Source organism: Kitasatospora sp. NA04385 (assembly GCF_013364235.1).
GTDB lineage: Bacteria > Actinomycetota > Actinomycetes > Streptomycetales > Streptomycetaceae > Kitasatospora.
Genome location: NZ_CP054919.1, coordinates 3,817,733 through 3,844,285 on the forward strand (window position 1 = coordinate 3,817,733; position 26,553 = coordinate 3,844,285).

Sequence of the window (26,553 nt, forward strand, 5' to 3'; positions counted from 1 at the left end):
TGGTGCGGTTGCTGTGCGACTCCCGCGGCCCGCCCGCGGATCCGCCCTCTCACAGAAGTGGTCCTTCGTTCTATGGCTACGGTCCTCTCCATCGCCGACGCGGTGCAGCAGCGCTTCGCTCAGGCGATCTCCACCGCGTTCCCCGACGCAGCGGACAGCGACCCCCAGCTGCGACGAAGCGACCGCGCCGACTTCCAGGCCAACGGCATCATGGGCCTCGCCAAGCCCCTGCGGACCAACCCCCGCGAGGTGGCCGCGCGTGTCCTCGAACACCTGGCCGCGGACGAGGTCATCGCGGGCCTGGAGGTCTCCGGCCCCGGGTTCGTCAACGTCACCGTCACCGACGCCGCGATCCTTCAGCGGCTGGCCGCCCGCGCGGCGGACACCCGGCTCGGCGTCGGCGGCGCCGCCCAACCCGGCATCACGGTGATCGACTACAGCCAGCCGAACATCGCCAAGGAGATGCACGTCGGCCACCTGCGCTCGACGATCATCGGCGACGCACTCGTGCGCACCCTGGAGTTCACCGGCGAGAAGGTCATCAAGCGCAACCACCTCGGCGACTGGGGCACCCAGTTCGGCATGCTCATCCAGTACCTCGTCGAGCACCCCGACGAACTCGGCGACGGCACAGAGCCGGACGACGCCGGCCCGTCGATGTCCCGCCTCAACCGCCTCTACAAGGCATCACGCGCCACGTTCGACAGCGACGCCGACTTCGCCGACCGCTCTCGCCGGCGCGTCGTCGACCTGCAGGCCGGCGACCCCGAGACCGTCGCCTCCTGGCAGGGCATGGTCGACGAGTCGAAGGTCTACTTCGAGGCCGTCTACGCCCGCCTCGGCGTCCTCCTCGAAGACGCCGACGCCATCGGCGAAAGCTACTACAACCCGAGGCTCGCCGACGTGTGCGCCGACCTCGAAGCCTCCGGCGTCGCCGTCCGCTCCGACGGAGCCCTGTGCGTCTTCTTCGACGACATCAAGGGCCCCGACGGCGAGCCGACCCCGCTCATCGTCCAGAAGAGCGACGGCGGCTACGGCTACGCCACCACCGACCTCGCCGCCATCCGCGACCGCGTCGGTGTACTCGGCGCCGACCAGCTCCTCTACGTCGTCGACAGCCGCCAAGCCCTCCACTTCCAGATGGTCTTCGCCACCGCCCGCCGCGCCGGCTGGCTGCCCGACAATGTCCGCGCGCTGCACCTCGGCTTCGGCACCGTCCTCGGCAAGGACGGCAAGCCCTTCAAGACCCGCTCCGGCGAGACCGTCCGCCTCATGGACCTCCTCGACGAAGCCGTCGACCGGGCCCGCACCGTCGTCTCCGAGAAGAGCCCCCAGCTCCCCACCGAGGAACTCGAGGACCGCGCCAAGCAGGTCGGCATCGGCGCCGTCAAGTATGCCGACCTCTCGACCTCCCGCACCCGCGACTACATCTTCGACGCCGACCGCATGGTCTCCCTCAACGGCGACACCGGCACCTACCTCCAGTACGCCTACGCCCGCATCCAGTCCATCCTGCGCAAGGCCCCCGAAGGCGTCACCCCGACCGTCCACCAGGAACTCACCCTGGAGCCGACCGAACGCGCCCTCGGACTTCTCCTCGACGAATTCGGCGCCACCATCACCCAGGTGATCGCAACGTTCGAGCCCCACCGCCTCTGCGCCTACCTGCACAACCTCGCGTCGGCCTACACCGCTTTCTACGAGCACTGCCCCGTCCTCAAGGCCCCCAGCCCCGCGGTCATGGAGACCCGCCTGCTGCTCTGCCAGCTCACCGGCCAGACCCTGCGCCAGGGCATGGACCTCCTCGGTATCGGAACCCCCGAACGGCTGTAATGCACATGCCCAATTAGCATGCTCCCGGGCCCATACGTATGGACCCGGGGCTGGATATGCCGACCCATTGCTGTTCGTCGGGGCCGGCTAGGCCGACAGACTGCGTGATCTTGCCGTTCGAGCGGGCGCTGTGCCGTCACGGGGCCCGAGGTATCAGAGCGCGGAGCACTTTTTCTGGGGCCGTCCGTTCATTGAGCAGCAGGCGAACGGCGTTCCCCATGCGGGATCGCTGGAACAGGCCTCTACGCTGCCCCGGTGCCCTGCGCCGATGCCCATGGCGGTGTCGGTGCTGTCCGCTACGTTTGCATGGTGAGCGACTTTGCTGGGAGGACCGACGTGGATGACCTGCAGGACCGCGCGAAGAATCAGAAGGTCATGCTGGAGGGGCACTTCGCGCACCCCGTGCGGGTCGAGCACGTCGAGGAGATCGGCGACGACGTCTACCTGGTCCGGGTAAGGCATTCCAGTGGCGCCCCGGACGAAACCCAGCTCTTCCGTTCCGAGCTGGAGGCTGCACTCGATCAAGCTGCAGGCCAGTCCTCGTTGGTTAGTCCGCACGACTTCTTCCTCTGGGTGGAGTCTCAGCGCATCCGCCTGGCCTTCGCCCATGACCCGCTGTTCGCCGTGTCGATGAGTGGCGTGCGAGGGCTGCCCCATCAGATCGAGGCCGTCTATCGGCACATGCTCCCGCAACCGCGACTGCGGTTCGTTCTGGCGGACGATCCTGGAGCAGGAAAGACGATCATGGCGGGCCTGCTGCTCAAGGAGCTCAAGCTGCGGGGCGTCGTCGAGAGGGTGCTGATCCTGTGCCCTGCTCCGCTGACCACGCAGTGGCAGGACGAGATGCTCGACAAGTTCGACGAGCAGTTCGAGGTGGTCGGCGGCGAGCAGGTAAGGCACCAGGTCGGGCGTAGCCCGTGGGAGCGATACCCGATGGTCGTGAGCAGCCTCGACTTCGCAAAGCGTGACGATGTCCGGGAAGACCTGCTGCGCAACCAGTGGGATCTCGTGATCGTGGACGAAGCGCACAAGGCATCCGCAGTCACTAAGCGCGGGCGCGAGGAGCGAGTCGTCAAGACGAAGCGCTACACGGCGGTGGAGGGCGTCGCGCAGCAGGCCGACCGGCTGCTGCTGTTGACGGCGACGCCGCACTCGGGCGACGAGGACCGGTTCACAAGGTTCCTCGGGCTGCTCGACCCCGACCAATTCGCCTCGGCGGATCTGGTGAAGAAGCAGATCGCCAACGAGGACAACCCGTACTTCCTGCGGCGGCAGAAGGAAGACCTCGTCGACGAGCGGAATGGCGCTCTGTTCGTGGAGCGCCATGTGCGCACCCAGCCGTTCCAGCTGTCCACCGCCGAGTACGACCTCTACATGAGTGTGACGGACTACGTCAACCGCTACCTCGGGGCGAGCGGCGGGTCCCGGGGCAACGCGGTGGCGCTGGCCCGCACGGTGCTCCAGCGTCGCCTGGCCTCCAGTCTCGGCGCCATCCGCTCGTCGCTGGCCAAGCGGGCCAACCGTCTGGAGGAACTGGCTGATCAGCTGACGGCGATGCGGCCGGGTGACGCGGCACGGCGTCTGGCCGCGTTGGGCCGCCTACCTGCGGACAGTGACTTCGACGACCTGGAATCGGAGTCGGACGACATCGACGAGGTCGCCGACGACCTGCTGGCCACGGAGGTCAGTGGCGCAGGGCAGATCTCTCAGTTGCGCACCGAGGTGGCAGAACTGCGCAGGCTTGTCGCGCACGCCGACCGGGTGCGGACCCAGGGCGGTGAGGAGCGCAAACTCACGGCGCTCCGGGAATGCCTGGAGAGGGCGGAGTTTCAGGAGCTCCGCGACGGTCGGGGCAAGCTGCTGATCTTCACCGAGCACCGGGACACCCTGGAGTACTTGAAGCAGCACCTGGAGAACTGGGGCTACGACGTGTGCACTATCCACGGCGGTCACCCGCCGGCGGAGCGCAAGCGCATCCAGCACGACTTCCGGCAGAACAAGCAGATCTGCATCGCGACCGAAGCGGCCGGCGAGGGCATCAACCTGCAGTTCTGCCACTTGATGATCAACTACGACCTGCCGTGGAACCCCGTCCGCCTTGAGCAGCGCATGGGCCGTGTTCACCGGATCGGGCAGAGCGCGGACTGCTGGATCTTCAACTTCTGCGCGACCAACACCGTCGAAGGCGAACTCCTGGAGCGCCTGCACACACGCCTGGAAGCGATGCGCCAGGACCTCAACGGCCGTGTCTACGACGTGATCGGTGAGCTGCTGACCATCAACGGCATCGATTTCGAGCGGCTGGTGAAGGAGACGCTGGCGAACCCGACCCGGGCGAACCGTGATGCCGCCGTCGCGGAGATCAATCGTTTGGACTCGGAGAAGCTCGCCCAATACGAGCAGGCCACCGGTATCGCGCTGGCGAAGAAGTACGTGGACATCGAGTGGGTCCGCGGACAGAACTTCTTGTCCGACGAGCGTCGCCTGATGCCTGAGTACGTGGAGGAGTTCTTCCTCCAGGCCGCAGCTCGCCAGCATCTTCGAGTCGAGCGTCGCGCCGACCAGCTGCTGCGTGTGGAGCGCGTGCCGGCCGCCCTGCGCAGCGACGACCTGTCGTCCGTGCGCCTGCGTGGCCGCCCCTCCGCCGACTACCGCAAGCTCACCTTCCGCAAGGAGCAGCGCGACCGCGTCGAGCACGAGGACGCAGCTCTCTGCTCGCCGGGCCACCCGCTGTTCGCCGCTCTGTCGGAGTCCTTGGAGCGCGACCTGGCCGCGGACGGCGTGCCGCAGAGTTCGGCGGTGTTCATCGACCCGGGCACCCGGTCGCCGTACCTGGTGCACCTCTTCGCCTACCAGATTGTCGGTGAGGACGTCCATGGCTCGCCGGAGCAGGTGTTCTCCGAGGTCGTCGCGGTGATAGAGGACCAGGACGGGCTGCACCGCGGCCCGGCAGACGTCCTGCACACCTTGACCCCTACCGACGGAGGCAAGGCCGAGCCGCCCGGTCCGGACCAGATCCGGCTGGCCACGGACTGGCTGCGGGTGAAGGTCCAGCTTCCGCGTGCCTCGGCAGAGCGGACCAACCGGCTGGACCACGCCCGGCTGCGCGAGACGTACCTGAAGGAGGCGATGGCTGCGCAGAAGCATCGCCTGGACGATCGGTGGATGGCATACAATGCCAAGATCGATGCTGGCGACGACTCGTACCGGCTGCTGCGCGATAACACCGACCGGCAGCTGAAGGAACTGGGCCACCGTCGGACCTCGAAGCTGGAGTCGCTCAGCCGACTCGGTGTTGTGCGCCCCGGGAAGGTGACCTATCTCGGCACAGCTGTGGTGGTCCCGCCGGCCGCACCCAACGACCCCGACATCAACGTCATGCGTCCGAGCAAGGAGGTCGAGGACGCTGCTGTCCGCGTGGCGATGGAGTTCGAACGTTCGGCAGGTTGGACGCCGGAGTACGTGGGAGACCTGCGGGACGGCTCCGGGTTCGACATCCGATCGACGAAGATTCTGCCCGACGGTTCCAGCGAGGTCCGCCGGATCGAGGTCAAGGGCCGAGGCGCATCAGCGGGCGATGTGGGCCTGTACCGGACCGAGTGGTACGCCGCACAGCGCTGGGGCGCGGGATTCTGGCTTTACGTGGTGTACGGCGCCACGACAGCGCCTAATCTGATGCGTGTCCAGGACCCCTACCACACGTTGCCCAACGTTGCGGCGATCCGGCAGATCACCGGTTACCGGGTGCCGGGCGCTAGTATCCGAGCTCACGCGGTCGGCAACACGGAGACCGCGGGGCGAGAGGATCACAGTGCGCGACAGCAGTGACAAGCGGCTCATCGAGGACGTCATCCCAATCGACGTCATCAGCCGCACCAGCGCGAGCGAGAAGGTCGGCGGGCGCGTCGGCCATCCCGCGTCCTTGCACCTGTGGTGGGCGCGCCGCCCGCTGGCCGCTTCCCGGGCCGCGATCTACTCCGCCCTCGTCCCGGCCGCAGGGCGGACCCGCTCGGTCCAGGAGCTGTCCGACTTCTTCGACGCCCTGTGCACGTGGGGCGGCCCCGAGCAGGCCGTCGAGACTGCGAGGGCCGAGGTCCTCGCAGCACACGGAGGCCGGGCCCCGAAGGTCGTCGACCTGTTCTCCGGCGGAGGTGCCATCCCGCTGGAGGCCCTCCGGCTCGGCTGCGAGGTGACCGCCAACGAGCTGAACCCGGTGGCGCACCTCATCGAGCGGACCCTTATGGAGTTCCCGCAGCGTTACCCCGGCCTCGGTGACGACATCCGTCGCTGGGGCACCCTCTGGGTCGACGAGGCCTGGGCGGATCTTTCCGACCTCTATCCCACGGTGGACAGCGGCACCGGCCAGACCATGATCGGCGACTCCGAGACGGACAGGCGTCCGCCCTTGGCCTACCTGTGGACCAGGGCTGTGCGCTGCCCGAACCCCGCAGCGCCCGCCCACGACGCCCACCTGCTGCGCCAGACATGGCTGGGCCGTAGGAAGGGCCGGTACGTCGCACTGCGGCCGATCGCCGACCGCGACAGCTGGACCCTGCGCTACGAAGTGGTGGAATCCTCCACCGAGGACGGCTTGGGATTCGACCCCGCCGAGGGATCGCGTGGTGGCGAGGTTACCTGCCGGATCTGCGGTGCACCCGTCGAAGGCCGCTACGTGAAGGAGGAGGCCCGCGCCGGGCGCATGACCACCGCGCCGCTGGCGGCTATCGCGCTCAAGGCCGTCGGCCGAGGCCGCGACTACCTCCCCGTCGGCGAGTATGAGCTGCCTGACGACGCCGAATGCGCACGGCGACTGGCCGAACTCCAGCTGGAGCCAATGGACGAGTCGCTGCCTGGCACGATGCGCATCACCGGCGGCACGTGCATGGTGTACGGCTTCTCCCACTACCGGGACCTGTTCACCCCGCGCCAGCTCCTCGCCCTCAGCACGCTCTCCGCAGGAATCCGCCGGGTCCACGACCGGGCCCGCGAGGACGGCATGGAGGAGGGCCGGGCCGGCGCCATGGCCACCGCCCTGGCCATGGCCCTCAACCGGGTCGCCGACCGGCTGTCCAACCTGTGCCGGCTGGACACCAAGAACGAAGGCGGGACGAACACCTTCGCCCGCCAGGCCTTGCCGATGGTCTGGGACTTCTACGAAGCCAACCCCTTCGCCGGTGCCTCGGGCGACGTCCGCAAGTACCTGAAGGAAACGGCCAACCTGGTCGACCGGCTCGCGAACATCCGCAACCCCGCCCAGTGCGTACGCGGATCCGCGACGGCCCTCCCGCTTCCTGCCGACTCGCAGGACGCCGTCGTCACCGACCCGCCCTACTACGACAACATTTCCTATGCCGACTTGTCGGACTTCTTCTACGTTTGGCTCAAGCGGTCGGTCGGATTCCTCTACCCCACCGACCTCGGCGGAGACCTCACCCCGAAGAGGAGCGAGGCCGTCGTCGCGGCCTACCGGCATGCCGGAAGCAAGGACGCCGCCCGCAACCACTACGAGACACTGATGGAGCAGTCCTTCAAGGAGGCCCACCGCGTCCTGAAGCCCGGCGCCCCCTTGGTATGTGTCTACGCCCACAAAACCACGTCCGGCTGGTCGAGCCTCGTGGAAGCCCTTCGCAGCGCCGGATTCATGATCACCGAGGCGTGGCCGCTCGACACGGAGATGCCCGAGCGGGCCGTCGGCCGAGGAACCGCCAGTCTTGCCTCCTCCATCTTCCTTGTCGCCCGCAAGCGCGACGCCAATGCAGGAGTAGGCAGCGAGGCCGAGGTGATGTCGGAACTCAACGACATCATCAAGGAGCGACTAGAACGGCTGGAGGGCCTCGGTATCACCGGCGCGGACCTCGTCATCGCGACTGTGGGCGCGGGATTGCGGGCACTCACCCGATTCGAACGGGTCGAACAGGACAACGGCGACGCACTGCCCGCCGAACGTTTTCTGGAGACCGTCCAGAGCCGCGTCCTGGACGCGATCTTCGGATCCCTCGCCGGAGTCGACCCGGTCACCCGCTACTACGTCGCAGCCCAGTACTCCTACGGCTACAGCCCCGTGCCCTTCGACGAGGCCAACAACCTCGCCCGGATGACGGGAGCCGACCTGGACAGCCCCAACGGGCTGACCAATGGCGCCAACCCCCACGTGGCGAAGGTGAAGTCCGCGGTGGTCCTGCGCGATTTCGAAGACCGGGGCGACGACGAGCGCCTCGGCCTGCCGCATTTCGACGCCGGCGGCACTATGCCGCTCGTCGAACTCGCCCCGCCCACCACCTTGCCCCTGATCGACGTGGCGCACGCCCTCCTGTGGCGGGCCGAGCACAAGCCGGCCGACGTCCGCCCCTACCTGCTGTCGACCAATGTCGACACGCTCCGACTGCAGCAACTCATCCAGGCCCTCGCGGGCCGAGCCTTGCGCTCAACTCCCAACGAGGCCAAGACCCGTGAGGCGAGCGCAGCCGAACGACTGCTAGTTTCGTGGCGAAGCATCACTGGGGACCAGGGCCTGGTCTGACGTGGCGCCGCCGATGTGAACCGACCGAGGGGAAGGACAACACCGTGAGCTCCGGGTACCGGCTGGCGCCGTGGACGGACATCGCCCGCCCGCACGAGGACGTCGCCGCCGGCGTGCTGGACATGGGCACGTACGCCGCCAATCTCGCTGGCGTCTTCCGCCGGAGGCCGGGCATCGCCCCGGTGTACTCCGATGCGGGCAGGTTCTACAGCGCGACCTACCTGACCGCCAAGATGGGCGAACTGCTCGGTGACGTCATGGACGTCCTCGCCGGCGGCAAGGGCTCACATGTCCTGCAACTGCGCACCCCCTTCGGCGGCGGCAAGACCCACAGCCTCGTCGCACTGCTGCATCTCGTCCGCGATCGTCCGGCTGCCCTCGCCGCGTGCCCGGCGCTCAAGGAGATCACCGACCCGGGCAAGGTCCAGGTCGCCGTGCTGTCCGGTGAGGAACTCGACCCGCTGTCGCCGGCAACTGCCACCGGGACCGTGACCCATACCCTGTGGGGCGAGCTCGCCGCACAGCTCGGCCGGTACGAGCTGGTCGCGGAGCACGATCGCACTGGCTCCGCCCCAGGCGGCGACACTCTGCGCCGCATCCTCGGCGACGGCCCCACCCTCGTCCTGCTGGACGAGGTCTTGGTCTTCGTCGAGAAGGCGATGGCCGTCCAGCGCGGCGACTCCACCGCCGGCCGGCAGGCCATGCTCTTCATCCAGGCCCTCACCGAGGCCGTCAGCTCGCACCCCAATGCCGTCATGGTCTACAGCCTCCAGGCCAGCGTTGGCGAAGCGGTAGGAGCCGAAGGTCTCCTCAGCGACCTCGACAAGCTGGTGGCCCGTGTCGACGCCAAGCGCGAGCCCGTCTCCGAGGACGAGGTCCTGCGCGTCGTGCAGCGGCGCCTGTTCGACGAGATCGGCAACGAACAGGTCCACACGGAGGTCGCACGCGCCTACGGACAGCTTCTGCGAAAGCAGCTCCTTGCCACCGCCGAGACCAGCGACGGCCGGCGTGAAGCCGAGGTCGTTGCCGGGAACCTTGAGAAGCGCATCGTCGAGGCCTACCCCTTCCACCCCGACCTGCTCGACCTCATGTACCACCGCTGGGGCTCCCTGCCGTCCTACCAGCGCACCCGCGGCGCACTGCAGTTCCTCGCGGCAGTCGTCCACGCGCTGTGGCGCAACGGCGCCAAGAGCCCCCTGATCGGGCCCGGTGACATCGACTTCACCGACGAGCAGGTCCGCGGCGCGTTCTTCTCCCAGGTCGGCGAACGCGAGCGGTTCACCGCTGTCCTCTCCAGCGACATCACCTCCGCCGGATCCGGCGCCGCCACCGTCGACCGACGCCTTGGCATCGACAGTCCGACCATCTCACAGCTCAACGTCGGCACCCGCGTCGCCAGCGCCGTCATGCTCTACAGTTTCGGCGCCCGAGAAGGAGAAGACCGCGGCGTCCTCGAATCCGACCTCGTCCGCGGCGTCCTGGTGCCAGGCCTGGACCGCAACATCGTCCTCGCTGCCCTCCACGACCTGCGGGAGGAGGAGCTCTACCTCCACCACACGGGCCGTCGCTACCGGTTCGAGCCGACCCCGAACCTCACCAAACTCGTCCGGGACGAAGCCGCCAAGCTGACCTCCCTCGAAGTCCTCATCGATGTCCGCCTGGAACTTGAGCGGCAGCTGCGGGGTGCCACAGGGATCTGCCTGTGGCCCGACGGGCCTAACGGTCTCGCGGACGAGCAGCCTCTGTTCACGGTCTGCTACCTCCACCCCGAGTGGTCACAGGACCGCGAGCCGCTCAGCAAGTTCATCGAGCAGGCCGGCAAAGCCGGGACCCGGCGCTACCGCAACGGCATCGCTTTCGTCCTGCCTGACGCCTCCCAGTTCGACCGTGCCCGGCACTCCACCCGGCTGCGGCTGGCCGCCGACAGGCTTCTGACCAAGTCACCCAAGTACGGCTTCTCCCCGGAGCAGATCGACGAGCTCCGAGAGAAGGCAGGAAACGCTCGCCGTGACGCCGCAGCAGCGCTCGGCATGGCATACGACACCGCCGTGCTGCCGACGCGGCCGCGCCAGGACGACGACTCTCCGTACATCCTGGAGCACATCGACCTGCGCTCCATGCTCGCCGCAGGCCGCGCACTGCACGAACGTGTCGTCGAAGCCCTGAGCCAGCGGGTCTTCAGCTCCGTCACCGCTTCCCGCCTCGTCGCACTCTCCGGCCTCGGACCCGATAGGCCGGTCGTCCGCTGCTCCGACCTCGTCGACTGGTTCTACAGCTACTTCGACTTCACCAAGCTCTGGAACCATCGCGCTCTCGCCACCGCCATCACGAACGCCATCAGCAGCTCGGAGCTCGGATACGCCGTCGGCATCACTGACCACCAAGGGACATTGCGCCCCCTCGATGTCGGACGGATCCGCTTCGCCGAGCGTATCCCCGCAGAAGAGATCGACCTCTCCGCAGACGCAGCCGTCATCTGGCACGACCACGCCCGCGCGATGCTGCAGGATGGTCAGCCTGCAGCATCCGACGCCCCGCCCACAGAGCCCACTCTCCCCGCCCCCGCGCCCAAAGACGCTGGAAACAACCGGGCCCGGCCCGAGCCGCAGGCACCGCCTGCAGACGTCGTGCGCAACGTCGACATCCGCGCCAAGTTCGACAAGTCGGGTCTCGGCGACCTCTACCGAGCGCTCGCATGGCTCCGAGGGCAAGGCAGCGCGACCGACGTGGAGATCCACATCTCCGCAGAAGGCCCCTTCGACCGCACCGCCCTGCGCAACGGACTGCTGGAGCCCATCGAAGAGAGCGACCCGCACGCCGAGGTCCGCGCCGAATAGAACACGCCAGGGCGCCTCCCGCGCAACCGCGGGAGTGAGCTTGCTCCGCTTTGACGGACACCTGCGGTGTGGTGGTCAGGCCACGAGGACGGTCTCGTACTCGGCGGGACTGCGGTAGCCGAGGCTGCTGTGCAGCCTGCGTATGTTGTACCAGCTCTCGATCCATTCGAAGATCGCGGTGCGGGCTGCTGCCCGGGTGGGCCACGAACGGTCGTCGACCAGCTCGCGCTTCAGCGTGGCGAAGAACGACTCCGCGAGGGCGTTGTCCCAGCACTGGCCGGTGCGACCGACCGACAGCCGGACGCCGAACTTCATCGCCAGATCGGCGAATTCACGACTGGTGTACTGGCAGCCGCGGTCCGAGTGGAAGATCACCGGGCCGTTGGGTCGGCGGCGATGGCGGGCAGCCCGCAGCGCGTCGGAGACGAGTTCGGTCCGCAGGTGGTCGGCAGTGGCCCAGCCGATGACGCGGCGGGAGGCGATGTCGATGACGGTGGCCAGGTAGAGCCAGCCCTCGTCGGTGGGGATGTAGGTGATGTCGCCGCACCAGCGCGCATCGAGGGCCACCGGGTCCGGCGTGAAGTCGCGCAGGACCAGGTCCGGACGGGCGGCGGCGAGCGGGTCGGGGGTCGTTGTGCGGTGGGCTCGTCTGCGGTGTCGGCCCTGGAGGCCGGCCTGCCGCATCAGCCGGGCGACCCGTCGGCGACCGCACCGGTCGCCCTCGCGTTGCAGGGCGGCGTGCACACGCGGAGCTCCGTAGCTGCCGCGGGAGGCTTCGTGGACCTCGGTGATCTTCTCGGTCAGCTCCGCGTCGCGCACCGCACGGGGACCTGGGGCGGCGGTGCGGCGGGCGTAGAAGGCGGTACGGGAGACCTTCAGCAGCTCGCACGCCCGTTTGACGTTGCGGCTGCCCTGCTTCTCCGCCTCGATGAACGGGTGCACCGTCATCGGGTCTCCTTCGTGAAGAAAGCCGTCGCACGCTTGAGGACTTCGACGTCCTCGCGCAGACGGCGGTTCTCCTGCCGCAGCCGGGCCAGTTCCTCACGCTCACCGCTGGTCAGACCGGCGCGTTCACCGGCATCGACCTCGGCCTGCCTGATCCAGTCGCGCACCGCGGTCTCGGTCAGGTCGAAGTCCTTGGCGACCTGACCGACCGAGCGGTCACCGCGTCGGCACAGCTCGACGATCTCGGCCTTGAACTCCGGTGTGAACGAGCGGCGAGGGCGCGGCTTCTTCTTCCCCATGCTCTCCATGATGGACATCATCCTTCCGGGGCCGAAGCCCCTGATCAGGAGTGTCCGTCAAAGCGGATCAAGCCCACGCCATCAGCACTTTTGGATGGCTGGGCCTTGAGCCGGTACGGCCGGTGCCGCCAGTCCCAGCCATTGCGGAGAACCAGCGCGGCAAGATCGGCCCAATCGAACGTACAGCCTTCTGCCGCCGCGCATACCTGAGGCCAGGTCAGCTCGCCGTTGTGAGCCAGAGCCGAGCTGATGAGTTCAGCGAACTCCGGGCTGACCGGTCTGGACTCCAGAAGAGCCCTGGTTCGGTTACCATCCGTCACCAGCCAACCCCATCCCCGTCTGCGACACAGGGTCTCCAATGCACGGGACTTGGCCACGTTGATAGCCGTAGCTACCTCATAGAGCGGCTTGACCTCGATCAGAATGCAGCGCCCGTCGGTGGTGACAGCGAGGAGGTCGGGATAGTAGGTCCGTTCGCGGCCATCGAACTCGTACCCGACGGCAAGGGGCTGCTCTTGGTAGAACAATATTTCAGAAGTGAAGCTAAGAAGCTGGATAACTACGAGCTCGGTGGCCGATTCATAGGAGATATCACGTTTCAACTTCGGGCAGAACCACACGCCGGCCCGGTCGTCGTTGACCTCACGCAACGCCTGCAGATCCCTCTGCTGGGGCGCCTCCCAGAGCCCGCCGGGCCACCGGATGTCCCCGGCGATGCGGGACCAGCGAAGATCGGCTCGTTCGGTTCTTCCCACCCGAGCGGCCTCGTGGCGTTCCTCCGCACGCCTCGACACACGCACCGTCATCGCTTCAGCCGCCAAGTTCTCCGCGCAAGCCCGTGGAACACCGGCCAGCCGTGCAACTAATGTGACTGCTTGCCGTGGTGCCAACGAGGGGACGACGGCCTCGCTCAGCCCCAGCAGGCGCTCGGGAGTGCTCGACTCCCCCTCAGCCGCAGGCAAGCCGCCGAGGTCGGCCAGGAGGCTACGCAGGCGTCGGGTCGCGGGCGCAGCGGCTCGCGACATACGCCCCAACGCACGGTTCTGCAGTTGGCTAACCCACTGTCCCGATAAGTCGAACGCAGCGGCCACCTGTTCCAAGGTCTGAGGCAGCTGATCGTGCAGCCCAATGCGGCGGGCAAGGATTTCTCGGTCCCGCGGGTGCTGCACTTCCTCGACGGCTAGCGTGATGAGCTCACGCAAGATCATCACGGTGTCGGGCGCCAGCTCACCGGAACTCTGCCAGACCGGGGTCTGCGCAGACGCACCAGGGCACCGGCGGTCCAGCAGCCAGTAATCCAGCAGCAACTGGCCCCTGGCGGCCCAAAGCCGCCGCGCTGCGGCCAATCGAACGGCGTGAGATACATCCGCCAATTCCTTGACGACAGGACGCGCGAGGAACATCTCCTGACGTTCCGGGCGCAACGAGTGGCCAGTCACCTGCTCCCACTCCGCCACCACCGAGCGGACAGGTCTGCGTTCGGACATTGACTCCATGACACCCGCTGCGTTGTCGAGGTCCACGCGCTCCCACCTACCCTGAGCCGGAAGGCTTCCACACCGTATCCAGGCAAATTCGGCTGGCGAGCACCAACGCTAGTGGGGAGCACCGACAAAACCGACCAATAAAACGTACTTTCGATTTATCTCGGCATTGACGACGGCGCCGGCGGCTGTACAGGGTGGCACTTTGAAGCATCTGACCAGTACGCGGGTCGCTCGGCACTGTCGCAGCCGACAGGGCGCCCCAAAGATGACCTGGTGAGAGCACCCGGGAGAAGGCCCTCGCCGCCCCGCTCACCCGGGCGGAAAGCAGGGGACGATCACGACCGGATCGCTACGGTGGCCCGCTGCCGCCGCTGCCCCGGCACACAGCCGGGGCCCGACCGGAAGGGACACTGAACAGCCCCGCCTCTCGGGCGGTCCGGCTGCGAGCTAACACGAAGGCCCACCTCGCCACCAGTTCTGTCCGCTCGATGGGGTGGCCCGAAAGAAGCTCATATCTCCCGATCGGGCACAGAGGCCGCAGGACAAGGGATCCACGGCCCTCGGCGGGCCCCTGTGCTACTCGTGCGCTACTCGTGCGCAGCTTCGAATCAGACCCGGTCCACCCCGCCGCAAACCGCCGACCCAGCCCACACGGAGTCGCCCATCCAGCAGAAGAATCCAGGCGGTCACCAGGTAACCGGCGCCAAGTCGCTTTCCAGGGAAGGTATCTGACGTGACCGTAGGTGCCGCCCCGACAGCCCGCACAGCTCCGACCCCGGAAGAGCCAACAGCGAAACCCCCGTCACACCTCCCGAGAATCTCGAGAAATCCAAGCTCATAGCCTAAAACCCCGAATTGGTCTAGACAACAAGCAAGCCCCAGGCCGCTGACCTGGGGCTTTGCCGTGGAGCGGGTGACGAGAATCGAACTCGCGCTCTAAGCTTGGGAAGCTTTCCGCGCAAGACTGGTAGATCCGCAGGTCACAAGCCGCACAGGCCCTGGCACGGAATGTCGTGGATCTTGAAATCCCTTACCGTCACTCTCTGTGGCATACCGCCCTTACTCGCGCAGCAGTCGCGCAGGAGCACTACAGCGACGTTTCGTCGCAGCGCCGCCGTTCCGTACCGCGTACCTGCTGTGCACCGTGTCGTTCGACGCTCTACCTACGAGGGTAGACCGCTCACGAGTCCACGCCTAGCCATCGTGCCGTCGGTCGCCACTCGTCGCTCATCTGCGCACCAGACAGCCGATACCCGGTACTGACGTATTCGCGGCCATTCGGCATCGGTAGAGGTCCGCACCGGTACCGAGGCCGATGGCGGCGACATCCGAGGCCAGTGGGCGTTACTACCCCTCCAAGGAGCGGTGAGAGCTCTAGGTGGTCATCCACTCGATCGGTACCCTGCACCCGTTGTTACCCCTCCAAGGGGTGGTGAGGATTCGGGCTCGCCGGTTACGGAGTCCACTCAATGGTGTCTGGGTTGGTACCCCTCCAAGGGGCAGTGAGGGCCGCCGATGTGCTGCTGCCCCCGGGCGCCTACACATTGGTACCCCTTCAAGGGGCAGTGGGGCCCGAGGGGAGGCCCCGCCTGTCCGATCCAGCACCAGTTGGTACCCCTCCAAGGGGGCGGCGGCGCGCCGGTGGGGAGCAGCATGCCCAGTTGCTACCTTTCCCAGGGGTGGCAAGGCGGCCCAGCACAAAATGCTGAATGCCCACTACACATTGTTACCCCTGCAAGGGATGGCGTGAACCAGACTCCGCACGTACGGCACGGGCGCCCCGAAAGAGTTGCTACCCCTCCGAGGGGTGGTGGAGACACGTCCTGGTCATCGACGAGGCCGCGATGGTGTTGCTACCCCTCCGAGGGATGGTGAGGACGCCAGGTCGCCCGCTCCAACGCTGGCCAGCGCTCGCGTTGCTACCCCTCCGGGGAGTGGTGAGGACGCTGGCCCATCTCGCGGCGGACCCGCTCCAGCCGGGGTTGCTACCCCTCCAAGGGGTGGTGCGGACAGGTCAGGTCATGGACATTCGGATGTCCATAGGCCGTTGCTACCCCTCCAAGGGTGGTGCGGACCGCCGACGCCAGCGGCTGCGGTTCCTCGATCACCACGTTGCTACCCCTCCAAGGGGTGGTGCGGACGGGCCCCGCCCGGCGCAGCATCGCCACGTTCCTGTCGTTGCTACCCCTCCAAGGGGTGGTGCGGACGGGAGCGGTTGAGCCGGGTGACGCCGTCTGCGGCGTGTTGCTGCCCCTCCAAGGGGTAGTACGGACCCGAGCTGGTGCAGTTCCGGTCGGTGTCGCAAACGTTGTTACCCCTCCTAGAAGCGGTGTGGAAGGCTGTCCTTGTCGGATACGGCGAGGACCCCCTGGTGTTGTTACCCCTCTGAGGGTTAGCAAAAGATGGCGATGTCCGTACACGCTGCTGGCGTACCCCGACCCGTTGCTGCTCCCCCCGAGGGATGGTGTGGAACCCGCCTGCACGAGAGCGCGCACGTGGTAGCCAGGTTGCTACCCCTCCGAGGGGTGGTATAGACCTGCGGCTGTCCGGCAGGATCGCGGGCGGGGTCGGGCGCTGCTACCCCTCCGAGGGATGGTGAGGACCGGCTACGGCAACGGCCTGCCCCACCACCAGCCCTAGTTGCTACCCCTCCGAGGGATGGTGAGGACGGAGGTCCTGCGGGAGGTCTCCCTCTTCGTCAACTCGTTGCTACCACTCCGAGGGATGGTGAGGACCCCCAGGGTAAACCCGCGGGAGGAGTGGTTGGCGGCTGGGGGCTCCCGGGTGGCGGTCTTCGGAGTCTTGGTGTAAGGCTGAATTGGGTATCAGCTGTCGTTTTGCCCAGACCATCTGGGGTGCGGATGAGGATACGGCTGGCGGTTGTGACGTCTGCGGCTAGGTTGCCGCATGGCAGTGTGCTGGCTCCGGGGCGGGGGCTGGTGTACGACGTGCTGGGGCGGGTGGCGCCGGCGCTCGGAAGCCGGTTGCACGAGGGGGGCGAGGGCCCGTACGGGATGGTTCCGTTCGGGTACGGGGCGCCTGTGTTCTCCAGGGCGCGGGGGCGTCCTGGGGGTCGGGCGGCGGGTGGACGGGGGGTTGTGGAGTTCGGGAGTCCTCTTCCGCAGGTCGTGCGGGCGCTGGCGTCCGGGTTCAAGGAGCGTGAACTTCTGGACTGGGGCGGGGTGGCGTTGCGGCTGACGGGGCTATCGGTGCTCGCGCCGCCGGAGTTCGCGGAGGGCCGGGCGGTGTTCCGGACGGTGACGCCGGTGGTGATGAAGGGCTCCGGGTACAGCGAGGACGGGGTGCGAGGGCCGCGGCAGGCGTGGGTGCTGCCGGGCGAGAGGGAGTGGGCCGGCTACTTCCAGGGGAACCTGAGGCGCAAGGCCGAGACGCTGGGCCTGGATGCCGGGGTGGGGCTGGAGTCGGTGTTCTGGGTGGGGCCGAGGACGTCGGTGGTGGGGAAGTACGGCAGCAAGCCGGGGGCAGCGGTGGAGGTGGAGCTGTCAGGGGCGCCGCAGACGCTGCGTGCCCTGTGGAGCTGGGGGCTGGGCCAGGCGAACTCCACCGGATGCGGATGGATCGCGACATGACGAACCCGGTCGTGGACCCTGGCAAGGGCGAGCAGTACCGGCTCGTGCTGACCCCGCATCCGCTGCAGCGGGTGGGCGCGTTCGCGCTCGCGGCGCTGGCCGGCGAGGACGCCCCCGACCGGATGACTGCGGAGGGTTTCGAGGCGGCGCTGGAGGTCATGGCCGAGGACGCGGTGCGCGCCGCGCTGGGCCGCGACACCAAGGCGGCCGACGGGTTCTGGCTGAAGGCCAGCCACTCGTTCTTCCCCGACACGGCGATGAACCACCCGAGCAACGGCAAGCGCTCCGACGACGGGGTGCGGGAGTGGGTGCGGCGGTGGCGGACGCTGCCGGGCCGGCAGCAGTGGCCGTCGGTGGCGTGCGTGCTGTGCTCGCGGCAGGCGGTCGGGTTCTACGGCAAGAGCGACGTGCCGCTGGCCGAGAGCAGCTCCTACCGCAACTGCACGCCCCGCGGCCACACCGGGGTGGCGCTGTGCTGGCCGTGCCTGAACAGCTTCTACGCCCTTCCCTACGGGGTGCGGCTGACCGGCGGCCCGTCGGTAGCCCTGCACAGCTGGGACGACGCCTTCCTGAAGCACGCGGTGGCCGAGCAGGTCGACTTCAACCGGATGCTCGCCGCCACCGGCGACGGCAGCAGACGGCAAATCCAGGCGCGGGAGGTGGTGGCGCTGGAGGCGCTGCGCACCCACCGCCGACCGGTGGGTGCCTCCGTCGACTTGATGGTGTTCAGCAACAGCAACCGCGACCCGATGCTGGAGATCCACTCGCTGGAGCAGCCGCTGGCGGAGTGGCTGCGCCGCACCCAGCGGCTGAAGGGCCTGCGTGCCGGTTTCGCGGAGCTGGTGCGGGCCCACGAGAGCGCGTCGACGCCCGGGTTGGTGTCGCTGGCCCGCAACGCCTTCCGCTCCCCGCAGCGGATCGTGTCCGCCGGGATCCCCCGGCTGCTGGGCAACCTGACCGGCGCGGGCAGTGACCGGTCCCGCACGCGGGCCCTGGCACGGCTGCTCGACTCCTTCGCCACCGAGGTGATGCTGATGACCGAGAAAGACCTGGCGGAGATCGCCGGGACCGCACGCAACGTGGCCGCGCTGCTGAGCACCGCCACCTCCCCCGGGGACCTGCGCGCCTTCCGCAGGTTGCTGAGCGACCCGGGTGGTCTGCGCAAGTGGCTGACCTCCAAGGGTGTGCAGTGGGCCGTCGACCCGCCCCCGGGGGTGAAGGGGCCGCTGGTGACCGAGCGGAGTTTCGAGCTCCTGTTCAACCCGGTGTCGGAGAACCCGGGCTGGTTCCACCGGAACATGCTCGTGGTGGGGGTGCTGCAGGAGCTGAACACGCTCGGCTGGAAGCCTGCCGAGAAGGGCGACAAGGAGGACGGGGACGAGGGCGGGGAGGGCGGCCTCGAAGACGAGTGGCGCCCGGGCTTCGGGACGGAGGACGAGAAATGACGTGCCTGGCAGGGAAGATCGTTCTGGACGTGGTGGCGGGCGCCCCGAACAACGGCAAGTCGGACGAGAACACCGGCAGGGTCAAGCAGATGCGAGTCGGCCCGGACGTCCACCCGTACATCTCCACGCCCGCGTTCCGGTACTGGCTGCGCGCCACCATGCCCGAGCAGGAGCCGCGCTCGCCGGTGACCCGCAGCGGCGGCAAGGACAAGCAGCAGGCCCACACCGCGGGCCGCCCCGACCTGTACTTGGACGACGACCTGTTCGGCTACATGGTCGCCAAGCCGCAGGACAGCCACTACCGCGACACGGTGCTGGCCACCGGAACCTTCGTCTCCGTCGCCCCGCAGCGCCCCACCGAGGACTTCGGCACCATGACCCGGGACTTCCCCACCGGGGAGAATCCCGTGATCCACTCCCACGAGTTCTACAGCGCCGTCCTGGCCGGTGACGTGCTCCTGGACCTGCCCCGCGTCGGCGTCTTCGAGACCAACGGCTCGGGTCTGCGGCCCGCGCTCAGCCCCGAGAGCATCGCCGAGGCGATCGAGGCCGGCGCCGAGGAGACCGTGCTGCGCAGCACCGAGGCGGTGCGCCTGCCGCTGGCGGAGCGTCGGCGGCGCGTGGTGGTGCTGCTGCGGGCGCTGGCCCGGCTGCACGGCGGCGCGAAGAAGTCCCTCCACTACGGCGACCGCACTCCGGCGCTGGTGCTGCTGGCCCCTCTCAAGGGCGGGGTGAACCCGTTCACCCGCATCCTGGGCGCCAGCAACGGCAAGGCCGTGTTCCAGGCGGACGTGCTGCGCGAGGAGATCGGGGCGTGGAGCGAGGAACTGGACGGTCAGGTGCTGATCGGCTGGGCACCCGGCTTCCTCGACGGCCAGCGCGAGCGGGCCGCCAAGGACCTGGCCGACCTCGTCAAGGCGAAGAAGGTCGCCATCGGGCACCCCCGGACGGTCCTGACCGACCTGGCCGACCGGTTCGAGGAGGGCCGCCACGACGCCTGGTTCGAGGACAGCGCGTGAGCGGCGCCCCGGTCGAGGCGCTGAGGGTGACACTGACCGCCCCGGTGCTTTCCTTCCGCAACCACCTCTACGCCACGGCGCAGGTCACGCACCCCTGCCCGCCGCCGTCCACCGTCGCGGGCATGCTCGCGGCGGTGGCCGGCGGCTGGGGCAGTGTCGATGTCCGGCTGCGCTTCGCCCTGGCCTTCCACGCCGCCGGCCTCGGCGTGGACCTGGAGACCTACCACCCGCTGGCGCCCCGGGGGAAGACGCCCTTCCCGGTCCCGCGCGAGCGTGAGTTCCTCGCCGACACGGTGGCGACCGTGTGGCTGCTGGAGGACATGGACCTGTGGTGGCAGCGACTGCGGCGCCCGGTGTGGCCGATGCGGTTGGGCCGCAGCCAGGACCTCGTCGGCATCCGCCTCGACCACACCACCTTGGCCCCCGGCGAGGGTGAGCAGCGCGGCGCTCTCGTCCCCGCCTTCCCCAAGGCCCGGGGCACGCCGTTGCGGCTGCCGATCGCCGCCGCGCCGGACCACGGGCGGGCGGTGTGGGGCGACTTCCGGCACGACGCCACCGGCCGCAGCCCCCTCCCGGTGCCGGGGAGCCGGGCGGACACCGACGGCCAGGCCGTCGTGCTGCTGCCGCCGGTCCATCCCGCGCTCCACTTCACCACCGCCCCCGACCGGCCCTGAACCCGGGGAAGCCCACATGGACACGAGCACGCGGGAGCTACGGGGTCTGCTGGCCAAGAGCGCGAAGCGCGGCCAGCCGGCCGAGGAACTGACCGCCCACCTGGCGGCCACCTTGACCGCGGGCAGCGAACTCGCCCACCGCATCGGCCGGATCGACGCCGCCGAAGGCCCCCTGAAGGACCTGTTCTGGCCGGCCGCCCAGCTGGGCGGACTGTGCCACGACAGCGGCAAGATCACCGACGGATTCCAGAAGATGGTCCGCGACCGGGCACAGCCCTGGGGCGAGCGGCACGAAGTCGTCTCGCTCGGCTTCCTGCCCGCCCTCGTCCCCGACGGGTCGCTGCTGCCGTGGGTCGCCGCCGGCGTCGCCACCCACCACCGCGCCCTGACCGGAAGCACCGGCCGGGACCTTCGCTTCCTCTACGAGGGACTGTCCCCCGACGAACTCGCCGAGCGGATCGGCCACATCGACGACCCCGCGGTACAGGCCATGGCCGGCTGGCTGCGCACCACCGCGGCCTCCTCCGCCCTGCCCACCGCGCCCCGCCCCGCCGACGCGCCCAACGCCGGCGAACTCCTCGACGCCGCGCACGACGTCCTCGACTGCCTGCTGGAGCGCTGGTCAGTGGGAGTGGACACCGACACCGGCTTGGCCGCCGCCCTGCTCCAGGGCGCCGTCACCCTCGCCGACCACCTCTCCTCCGCCCACGGCACCCTCCACACCGACCAGCCCTTCAACCACCGCTTCCGCCCCACCCTGGAAAAACGGATGGCCCACCGGGGACAGGGGCTGCGCGAACACCAGCTCCGCGCCGCCGCAACCACCGGCCACATGCTCCTGCACGCGCCCACCGGCAGCGGCAAGACCGAAGCGCTCCTGCTGTGGGCGGCCCTGCAGATCACCGAACTCGCCCACCGCATGGGCGGCACCCCCCGCCTCTTCTACGTCCTGCCCTACCTCGCCTCCATCAACGCGATGGCCGACCGCTTCGCCGACCTCCTCGGCGACCCGGGTCTGGTCGGCGTCGCCCACTCCCGCGCCGCCTCCTACCACCTGGCCGCCGCCATTCGCCCCACCGACGACACCGACCAGGACACGGAGCACCCCGGCCGTCCCGCACCAGACGAGGCCGCCAAAGCCCTGTCCCGGCAGGCTGCCACCCGCCTGTTCCGCGAAAGCGTCCGCGTCGGAACCCCCTACCAGCTGCTGCGCGCCGCCCTCGCCGGCCCCGCCCACGCCGGCCTGCTCGTGGACGCCGCGAACTCGGTGTTCATCCTCGACGAACTGCACGCCTACGACCCCCGCCGCCTCGGCTACATCCTCGCCGCCGCCCGTCTGTGGGAGCGCCTGGGCGGAAGGATCGCTGTCGCCTCCGCCACCCTGCCCGACGCCCTCGCCGACCTGTTCACCACCACCCTCACCCACCAGCCCACCCTGATCGACACCCCCGACCTCGGCCTGCCGCCCCGCCACCGCCTCCAGGTACGCCACCGCCACCTCACCCACCCGGCCACCGCCGCCGAGGTCCGCGCCCAACTCGAACTCGGCCGCAGCGTCCTGGTCGTCGCCAACAACATCGCCCACGCCCTGGCCCTGTTCACCTGCCTCGCCCCCCACTGCCGCGCCCTGCACGGCAACGACAGCGCCTTCCTCCTGCACTCCCGCTTCGAGCGCCGGGACCGCAGCCGCATCGAGCGCCGCATCGGCGCCCGCTTCGCCAGCACCGCGGCCCACCGCATGCCCGGCCTGCTGGTCGCGACCCAGGCCGTCGAGGTCAGCCTCGACCTCGACCTCGACGTCCTGTTCACCGCCGCCGCGGTCCTCGAAGCCCTCCTGCAGCGCTTCGGCCGGGTCAACCGCCTCGGGCTGCGCGAACCCGCCGACGTCATCGTCCACGCCCCCGCTTGGACCCGCCGCAGCAAGCAGCCCGGCGAGTTCGCCGACGGCATCTACCCCCGCGAACCCGTCGAAGCGGCCTGGCGGCACCTACTCGACCACCGCCACCGCATCATCGACGAAACCGACGCGACCGGCTGGCTCAACATCATCTACACCACCGACTGGGGCCGCCGCTGGCACCACGACGTCATCGCCCACCGCCGCAGCTTCGAGAACGCCTTCCTCACCTTCCACTACCCCTTCGCCGACCGCTCCCGCCTCTCCCGCTCCTTCGACGAACTCTTCGACGGCACCGAAGCCGTCCTCGAACAGCACCTCGACGCCTACACCCAAGCCCTCGCCCAGGGCACCCGAGCCGAAGGACGCCTCCTCGCCGACGAATACCTCATCCCCCTGTCCCCATCGGCCGTCCTCCTCAGCCGCTACGAACACGCCCTGGACGTCCACGTCCTCGACGCCGACTACGACCCCGACCTCGGACTGCTCAATGTCCGCGGCCACCCTCCGGAAGCACACAGCAGCCCATCATGAAGCGTACGAGGAACGTGACGTGCGGCACTGGCGACACAGCTCACGAACGCTGCGACGGAAGGCCACGCGAAGGCACTGCCCGCAGCTTCGAGGCCGGACCGGATGACGGCTGATACACGTATCGGACGACGTATACGGCACCGACGGGGTCATGCGCCGCCAGCAGGCTGGCGCCGCTTCCGGCCGTGCCCATGAAGGTGATCGCACGGCGTAGTTCCTCACGGATCAGGTCCAGCGCCTGTTCGGCGCCAGCCCGGCCACGGTGCCCACCGGCCCCGACGGTACCGCCTACACCCTGCCCGCCAGCATCCGCCGCGGCGACGGCGGCCGGGGCGAGCGACACGTTGTCTACTCCGAGCCCGGCCAGGGCGGCAAGGGCGGTTGGAACGGGAACACCGGCGACGGCGGACTGGTCGTCATCCTCTGGTAGGAGTCAACCCACCACCCGACTCCGCGCACGATCGGCCGGACACTCTCTAGTGGGCAGTTGCGGTGAAGTCGCGGATCACCTCCGTGGCGGGCTCCCAGAGCTGCTCCTCCGTGTTGAGGGCGTTGGGCCAGTGCCCGGTGGGGTTGGTGGTCAGTCGCTGGAGGCGGTGGCTTCCGGCGATGGCGAAGGAGAGCGCAGCGACGGTGCGCAGGTCGACGCGGGAGCCGCGGGCCCGGCCGGCGTCGTGGACGACCCGGGACATGGCGGGCCGTCCGCTGCGGGCGATCTCTCGGACCGTGGCGCGGGCGGTGACGGCGTGGGTGGGGCCGCGCTTGACCAGGTTGCCGATGATCGTGCCGATGCTGGGGCCGCCCGCGAGGTGGGCTTCGCCGCCGGGGGCGGTCGTTATCAGCGTGGCGTACACGGCGAGGGTGGTGGCCAGCATGTTGTCCTGGGCGACGAGTTGCAGCGGGTGGGTGTCGCCGGTGCTCGGCGGCAGCGGCACCTCGGCGTCGGCCGCGACCTCGTAGAGGACGTGCGGCGTGGTGGCGATCCTCAGCCAGGCCCCCTGGCGGCGGTCGCTCGGCGGGGATGACCAACCGCGTGCCCGGTCCAGCCACGCGCCGCGGGCCGGTGGGCGTTCCGCGAGGTGCCCGCAGAGGGTGTTCAGGTACGTCTCGTCGAGGAGGTCGCGCATCAAGGTCCTTCCCTGGGTTCGATGTTGAAGTGGTTGGGTGGCGGCCGGGCAGCGCCGTACTCTCCTCGGGGCTCGGGGCCCGGTTGGTGAAGTGGGGCGTCTCCGTCCCGGCCGCCCGTCCACCGCGGGGCGAAGGGGCCGCTTCGGGTGGGCGGAGAGGCGGCCGGACGCGGCACCGCTCCCGCGTCGGGACTCGAAGTCCGGGGTGACTCATAAGGTGTTGCTCCGGCCCGGCCGGTGAGCGGGGGCAGCGCTGCCGCCTGTTCTTGGCGGCGGTTTCCTGGCAGTACTACGAGGCCGTCTCCGCGGTCTTGCGTTCGGCCCAGAGGCGTTCGTACGCGCGGTGGCAGGACCAGTACGTCCAGCCGGTGACGACGAGGCACAGCGGGAGGAAGCCGTCCCTCTCGTGCCACTCGTGGAGGACTTCTCCGTCCGGGGTGCCGTCGTCGGGGACGAACGCCGACTCGAAGTGGGCGTTGCCGAGTACGGGTGCCTGGTAGCCGGTGAGCATCCAGCGGCGGCGCAGCGTCCGGCCGTTGGGCCCCTGCTTCGTCGGCGGGTGCGGGATGGGCCCGGCGAAGCCGAGGGTCGGGTCGGTGGCCTTGTCGTCTGCAGTCATGGGGGCGCTCTCCTTCGCTGGGTGCGGCGGTGCCCGGTGGAGGGGTCTCCAGGGACGGAGTGGGGGGCGTGCCGGTCGGGGCCGGCGTGCTTCCTGGGGGTGGCGAGGCGGGTGGGCGGTGCGGGCGCCATTCCCACGTAGGGGCTCGGTGGCCCGGAGATCAGCGGGCGTACCGCGGCCCACCCGCCTCGCGTCCGCCCTGGCCGAGGGCGGAGGTCTCACCCGCAGTACGGGGGACACCTGCGCCCTGGGACGGGCGGGGCGGTCAGCGGGACCTCGGTCTGCCGAGGACGTGCCGGCCGATGCTCTGGCGGCTGACCCCCAGGGTGCTCGCCACGGCGGAGACGCTGGCGTTGGGCAGGGCGAGGAGGTCCCGGGCGCGGGCGACGTCCTGTTCGCCGAGCAGCGGCTGCCTGGCCAGCGTCGGCGCGCCGGGCCCCGGGGTGTAGCCGAAGGCGAGGGCGTCGTCGTACCCCACCCCGGTGGTCACGCAGTGGTACAGGCACATGATGAGCTTGCGGCCCAGCTTGCGCAGGGCGGTGGTGTGGGGGTCGCCGGCCTCGCGCCGGGCGCGGTAGTAGGCCGCCGCGCCCGGGGAGTGCCGGGACCACGAGAACGCGGCGCGGTGGAGCGTGGAGCGCAGCAGGCGGGACGAGGCGCGGCGCAGGGAGACGCGGACGATGGTCCCGGAGGACCAGGTGACGGGTGAGACCCCGGCGTACGCGGCCAGGGCGCGGGCGTCGCCGAAGCGCTCGCCGGGCCGGTCGCCGATCTCGGCCAGCAGCTGGGCGCCGAGGATATCGCCGATGCCCGGGATTCCGGTGGTGACGTGGTGGTGGCGGTGGCGACGGTAGTGGCAGGCCAGGTGCACCTCCAGCCGCCGGACGCGGGCGACCGCGCTCGACAGGGTCTCGGCCAGGTCCGCGATCCGGATGGCCTCGGCCTCCTCCAGCTGGGGGTGCAGCAGCATCGCGGGTCTGCTGAAGGCCAGGTGGAGCCGCTCGGCCTCGTCCTCCAGCCGACGGGTGCGCCCGGCTTCGCGCAGCAGGTCGGCCAGTCGGGCGCGGGTGAGCAGGTCGGCCGCCCGGGGTCCGGGCGCGGCGCGCAGGACAGCCAGGGCCTGCGGACTGCTCAGGCCGCCGCGGGAGGCCGGCCAGGCGGTGATGGCGGCCGGCCAGGCCCGCTCCAGGGCGGCGCGCAGCGCATGGACGGCCTCCATCCGGTCCTCGACGGCCGCCCGGTGGGCGTGGGCGACCACCCGCAGCGCCTGTGCCTGCGGGCTGCTCTCCAGCACGCGGCGGTAAATCCCCTGGCGGACCAGGTCCGCCAGCAACCTGGCGTCCGCCCGGTCCGACTTCGCGATGCCCAGGGCGGCGCGGTGGCGGGCAGCCAGGGTCGGATCGACGTGGACCACGCGCAGTCCGGCCGCCAGCAGGGCCCGCGCGAACGGCAGCCCCACCTCCTCGATCCCGGTCACGCTGGCGGAACGCCAGGTGCGGGCCAGGGACCGCAGCAGATCCAGGTAGGCGGCCACCGGGTCGGCTTCGTCGGCATAGACGATGCGGCGCTCCAGCAGCAGGACGCCGGCACCGTCGAGCACCGCGAGGTCGAGCCACCCCGACGACCAGTCAATGCCCACATAGAGCATGCGTTCGAACACCCCCTCCAGGTGGTAGAAAAAACTACCACCCGAGATGGCGCGGTCGGCGCACCGGGGCACGGAAGAA

General features: G+C 69.4%; 15 protein-coding genes and 1 pseudogene. 10 read left to right on the forward strand and 6 right to left on the reverse strand.

The genetic code is table 11. From position 1 onward, the window contains the following. Nucleotides 1–72: 72 nt before the first annotated feature. From argS to HUT16_RS17010, 4 genes are all read left to right on the forward strand, one after another. Nucleotides 73–1,833, forward strand: a complete 1,761-nt coding sequence (gene argS, locus HUT16_RS16995; RefSeq protein ID WP_176189008.1) for an arginine--tRNA ligase — start codon at nt 73–75, stop codon at nt 1,831–1,833. 336 nt (nt 1,834–2,169) lie between these two features. Next, nucleotides 2,170–5,661, forward strand: coding sequence for a helicase-related protein (locus tag HUT16_RS17000; protein ID WP_176189009.1), 3,492 nt, complete (start codon nt 2,170–2,172; stop codon nt 5,659–5,661). Next, nucleotides 5,645–8,353, forward strand: coding sequence for a DUF1156 domain-containing protein (locus HUT16_RS17005; RefSeq protein WP_176189010.1), 2,709 nt, complete (start codon nt 5,645–5,647; stop codon nt 8,351–8,353). Before HUT16_RS17000 ends, HUT16_RS17005 begins: the two co-directional genes overlap by 17 nt. A gap of 44 nt (nt 8,354–8,397) precedes the next feature. Next, complete coding sequence (locus HUT16_RS17010) at nt 8,398–11,190, forward strand: ATP-binding protein (RefSeq protein WP_176189011.1); 2,793 nt, start codon at nt 8,398–8,400, stop codon at nt 11,188–11,190. 75 nt (nt 11,191–11,265) lie between these two features. Here HUT16_RS17010 and HUT16_RS17015 read toward each other — a convergent pair whose 3' ends face one another. From HUT16_RS17015 to HUT16_RS17025, 3 genes and pseudogenes are all read right to left on the reverse strand, one after another. Next, nucleotides 11,266–12,138 carry an IS3 family transposase gene (locus HUT16_RS17015; protein WP_176189012.1) on the reverse strand — a complete coding sequence of 291 codons (873 nt, stop codon included), beginning with the start codon at nt 12,136–12,138 and terminating at the stop codon, nt 11,266–11,268. Between the two features lie 17 nt (nt 12,139–12,155). Further along, a pseudogene (locus HUT16_RS17020) lies at nt 12,156–12,455 on the reverse strand (transposase); the annotation flags it as partial. A 23-nt stretch (nt 12,456–12,478) separates the two neighbouring features. Further along, nucleotides 12,479–13,957, reverse strand: coding sequence for a TnsA endonuclease N-terminal domain-containing protein (locus HUT16_RS17025; RefSeq protein WP_176189014.1), 1,479 nt, complete (start codon nt 13,955–13,957; stop codon nt 12,479–12,481). Between the two features lie 3,062 nt (nt 13,958–17,019). Here HUT16_RS17025 and HUT16_RS17030 point away from each other — a divergent pair. The 6 genes from HUT16_RS17030 to HUT16_RS17055 all read left to right on the forward strand — a co-directional run bounded on the left by HUT16_RS17030 (nt 17,020) and on the right by HUT16_RS17055 (nt 23,510). After that, a complete protein-coding gene (locus HUT16_RS17030) occupies nt 17,020–17,511 on the forward strand; it encodes a CRISPR-associated endoribonuclease Cas6 (RefSeq protein WP_217712073.1) in 492 nt (163 codons plus the stop codon). Continuing rightward, the gene (locus HUT16_RS17035; RefSeq protein WP_217712074.1) at nt 17,508–18,956 is read left to right on the forward strand and encodes a hypothetical protein; all 1,449 of its coding nucleotides are present in this window, start codon (nt 17,508–17,510) and stop codon (nt 18,954–18,956) included. Before HUT16_RS17030 ends, HUT16_RS17035 begins: the two co-directional genes overlap by 4 nt. Further along, entirely contained in the window at nt 18,953–19,975 is a 1,023-nt protein-coding gene (gene cas7i / locus HUT16_RS17040) for a type I-B CRISPR-associated protein Cas7/Cst2/DevR (protein WP_176189016.1), read from the forward strand. The genes HUT16_RS17035 and cas7i overlap by 4 nt, the downstream gene beginning before the upstream one ends. Further along, nucleotides 19,972–20,649, forward strand: a complete 678-nt coding sequence (gene cas5, locus HUT16_RS17045; RefSeq protein WP_217712075.1) for a CRISPR-associated protein Cas5 — start codon at nt 19,972–19,974, stop codon at nt 20,647–20,649. The genes cas7i and cas5 overlap by 4 nt, the downstream gene beginning before the upstream one ends. A 16-nt stretch (nt 20,650–20,665) precedes the next feature. Beyond that, the gene (gene cas3, locus HUT16_RS17050; RefSeq protein WP_176189017.1) at nt 20,666–23,080 is read left to right on the forward strand and encodes a CRISPR-associated helicase Cas3'; all 2,415 of its coding nucleotides are present in this window, start codon (nt 20,666–20,668) and stop codon (nt 23,078–23,080) included. Between the two features lie 262 nt (nt 23,081–23,342). Further along, complete coding sequence (locus tag HUT16_RS17055) at nt 23,343–23,510, forward strand: hypothetical protein (protein ID WP_176189018.1); 168 nt, start codon at nt 23,343–23,345, stop codon at nt 23,508–23,510. A gap of 46 nt (nt 23,511–23,556) precedes the next feature. On the opposite strand, the gene HUT16_RS17060 is transcribed toward HUT16_RS17055, so the two are convergent. The 3 genes from HUT16_RS17060 to HUT16_RS17070 all read right to left on the reverse strand — a co-directional run bounded on the left by HUT16_RS17060 (nt 23,557) and on the right by HUT16_RS17070 (nt 26,546). After that, nucleotides 23,557–24,207 (reverse strand): hypothetical protein, encoded by a 651-nt coding sequence (locus tag HUT16_RS17060; RefSeq protein ID WP_176189019.1) that lies wholly within the window; start codon nt 24,205–24,207, stop codon nt 23,557–23,559. Nucleotides 24,208–24,496: 289 nt separating this feature from the next. Next, on the reverse strand, nt 24,497–24,826 hold the full coding sequence (locus HUT16_RS17065; RefSeq protein ID WP_176189020.1) for a hypothetical protein: 330 nt from the start codon (nt 24,824–24,826) through the stop codon (nt 24,497–24,499). A 265-nt stretch (nt 24,827–25,091) separates the two neighbouring features. Next, entirely contained in the window at nt 25,092–26,546 is a 1,455-nt protein-coding gene (locus tag HUT16_RS17070) for an IS110 family transposase (protein ID WP_176189021.1), read from the reverse strand. Nucleotides 26,547–26,553 lie beyond the last annotated feature (7 nt).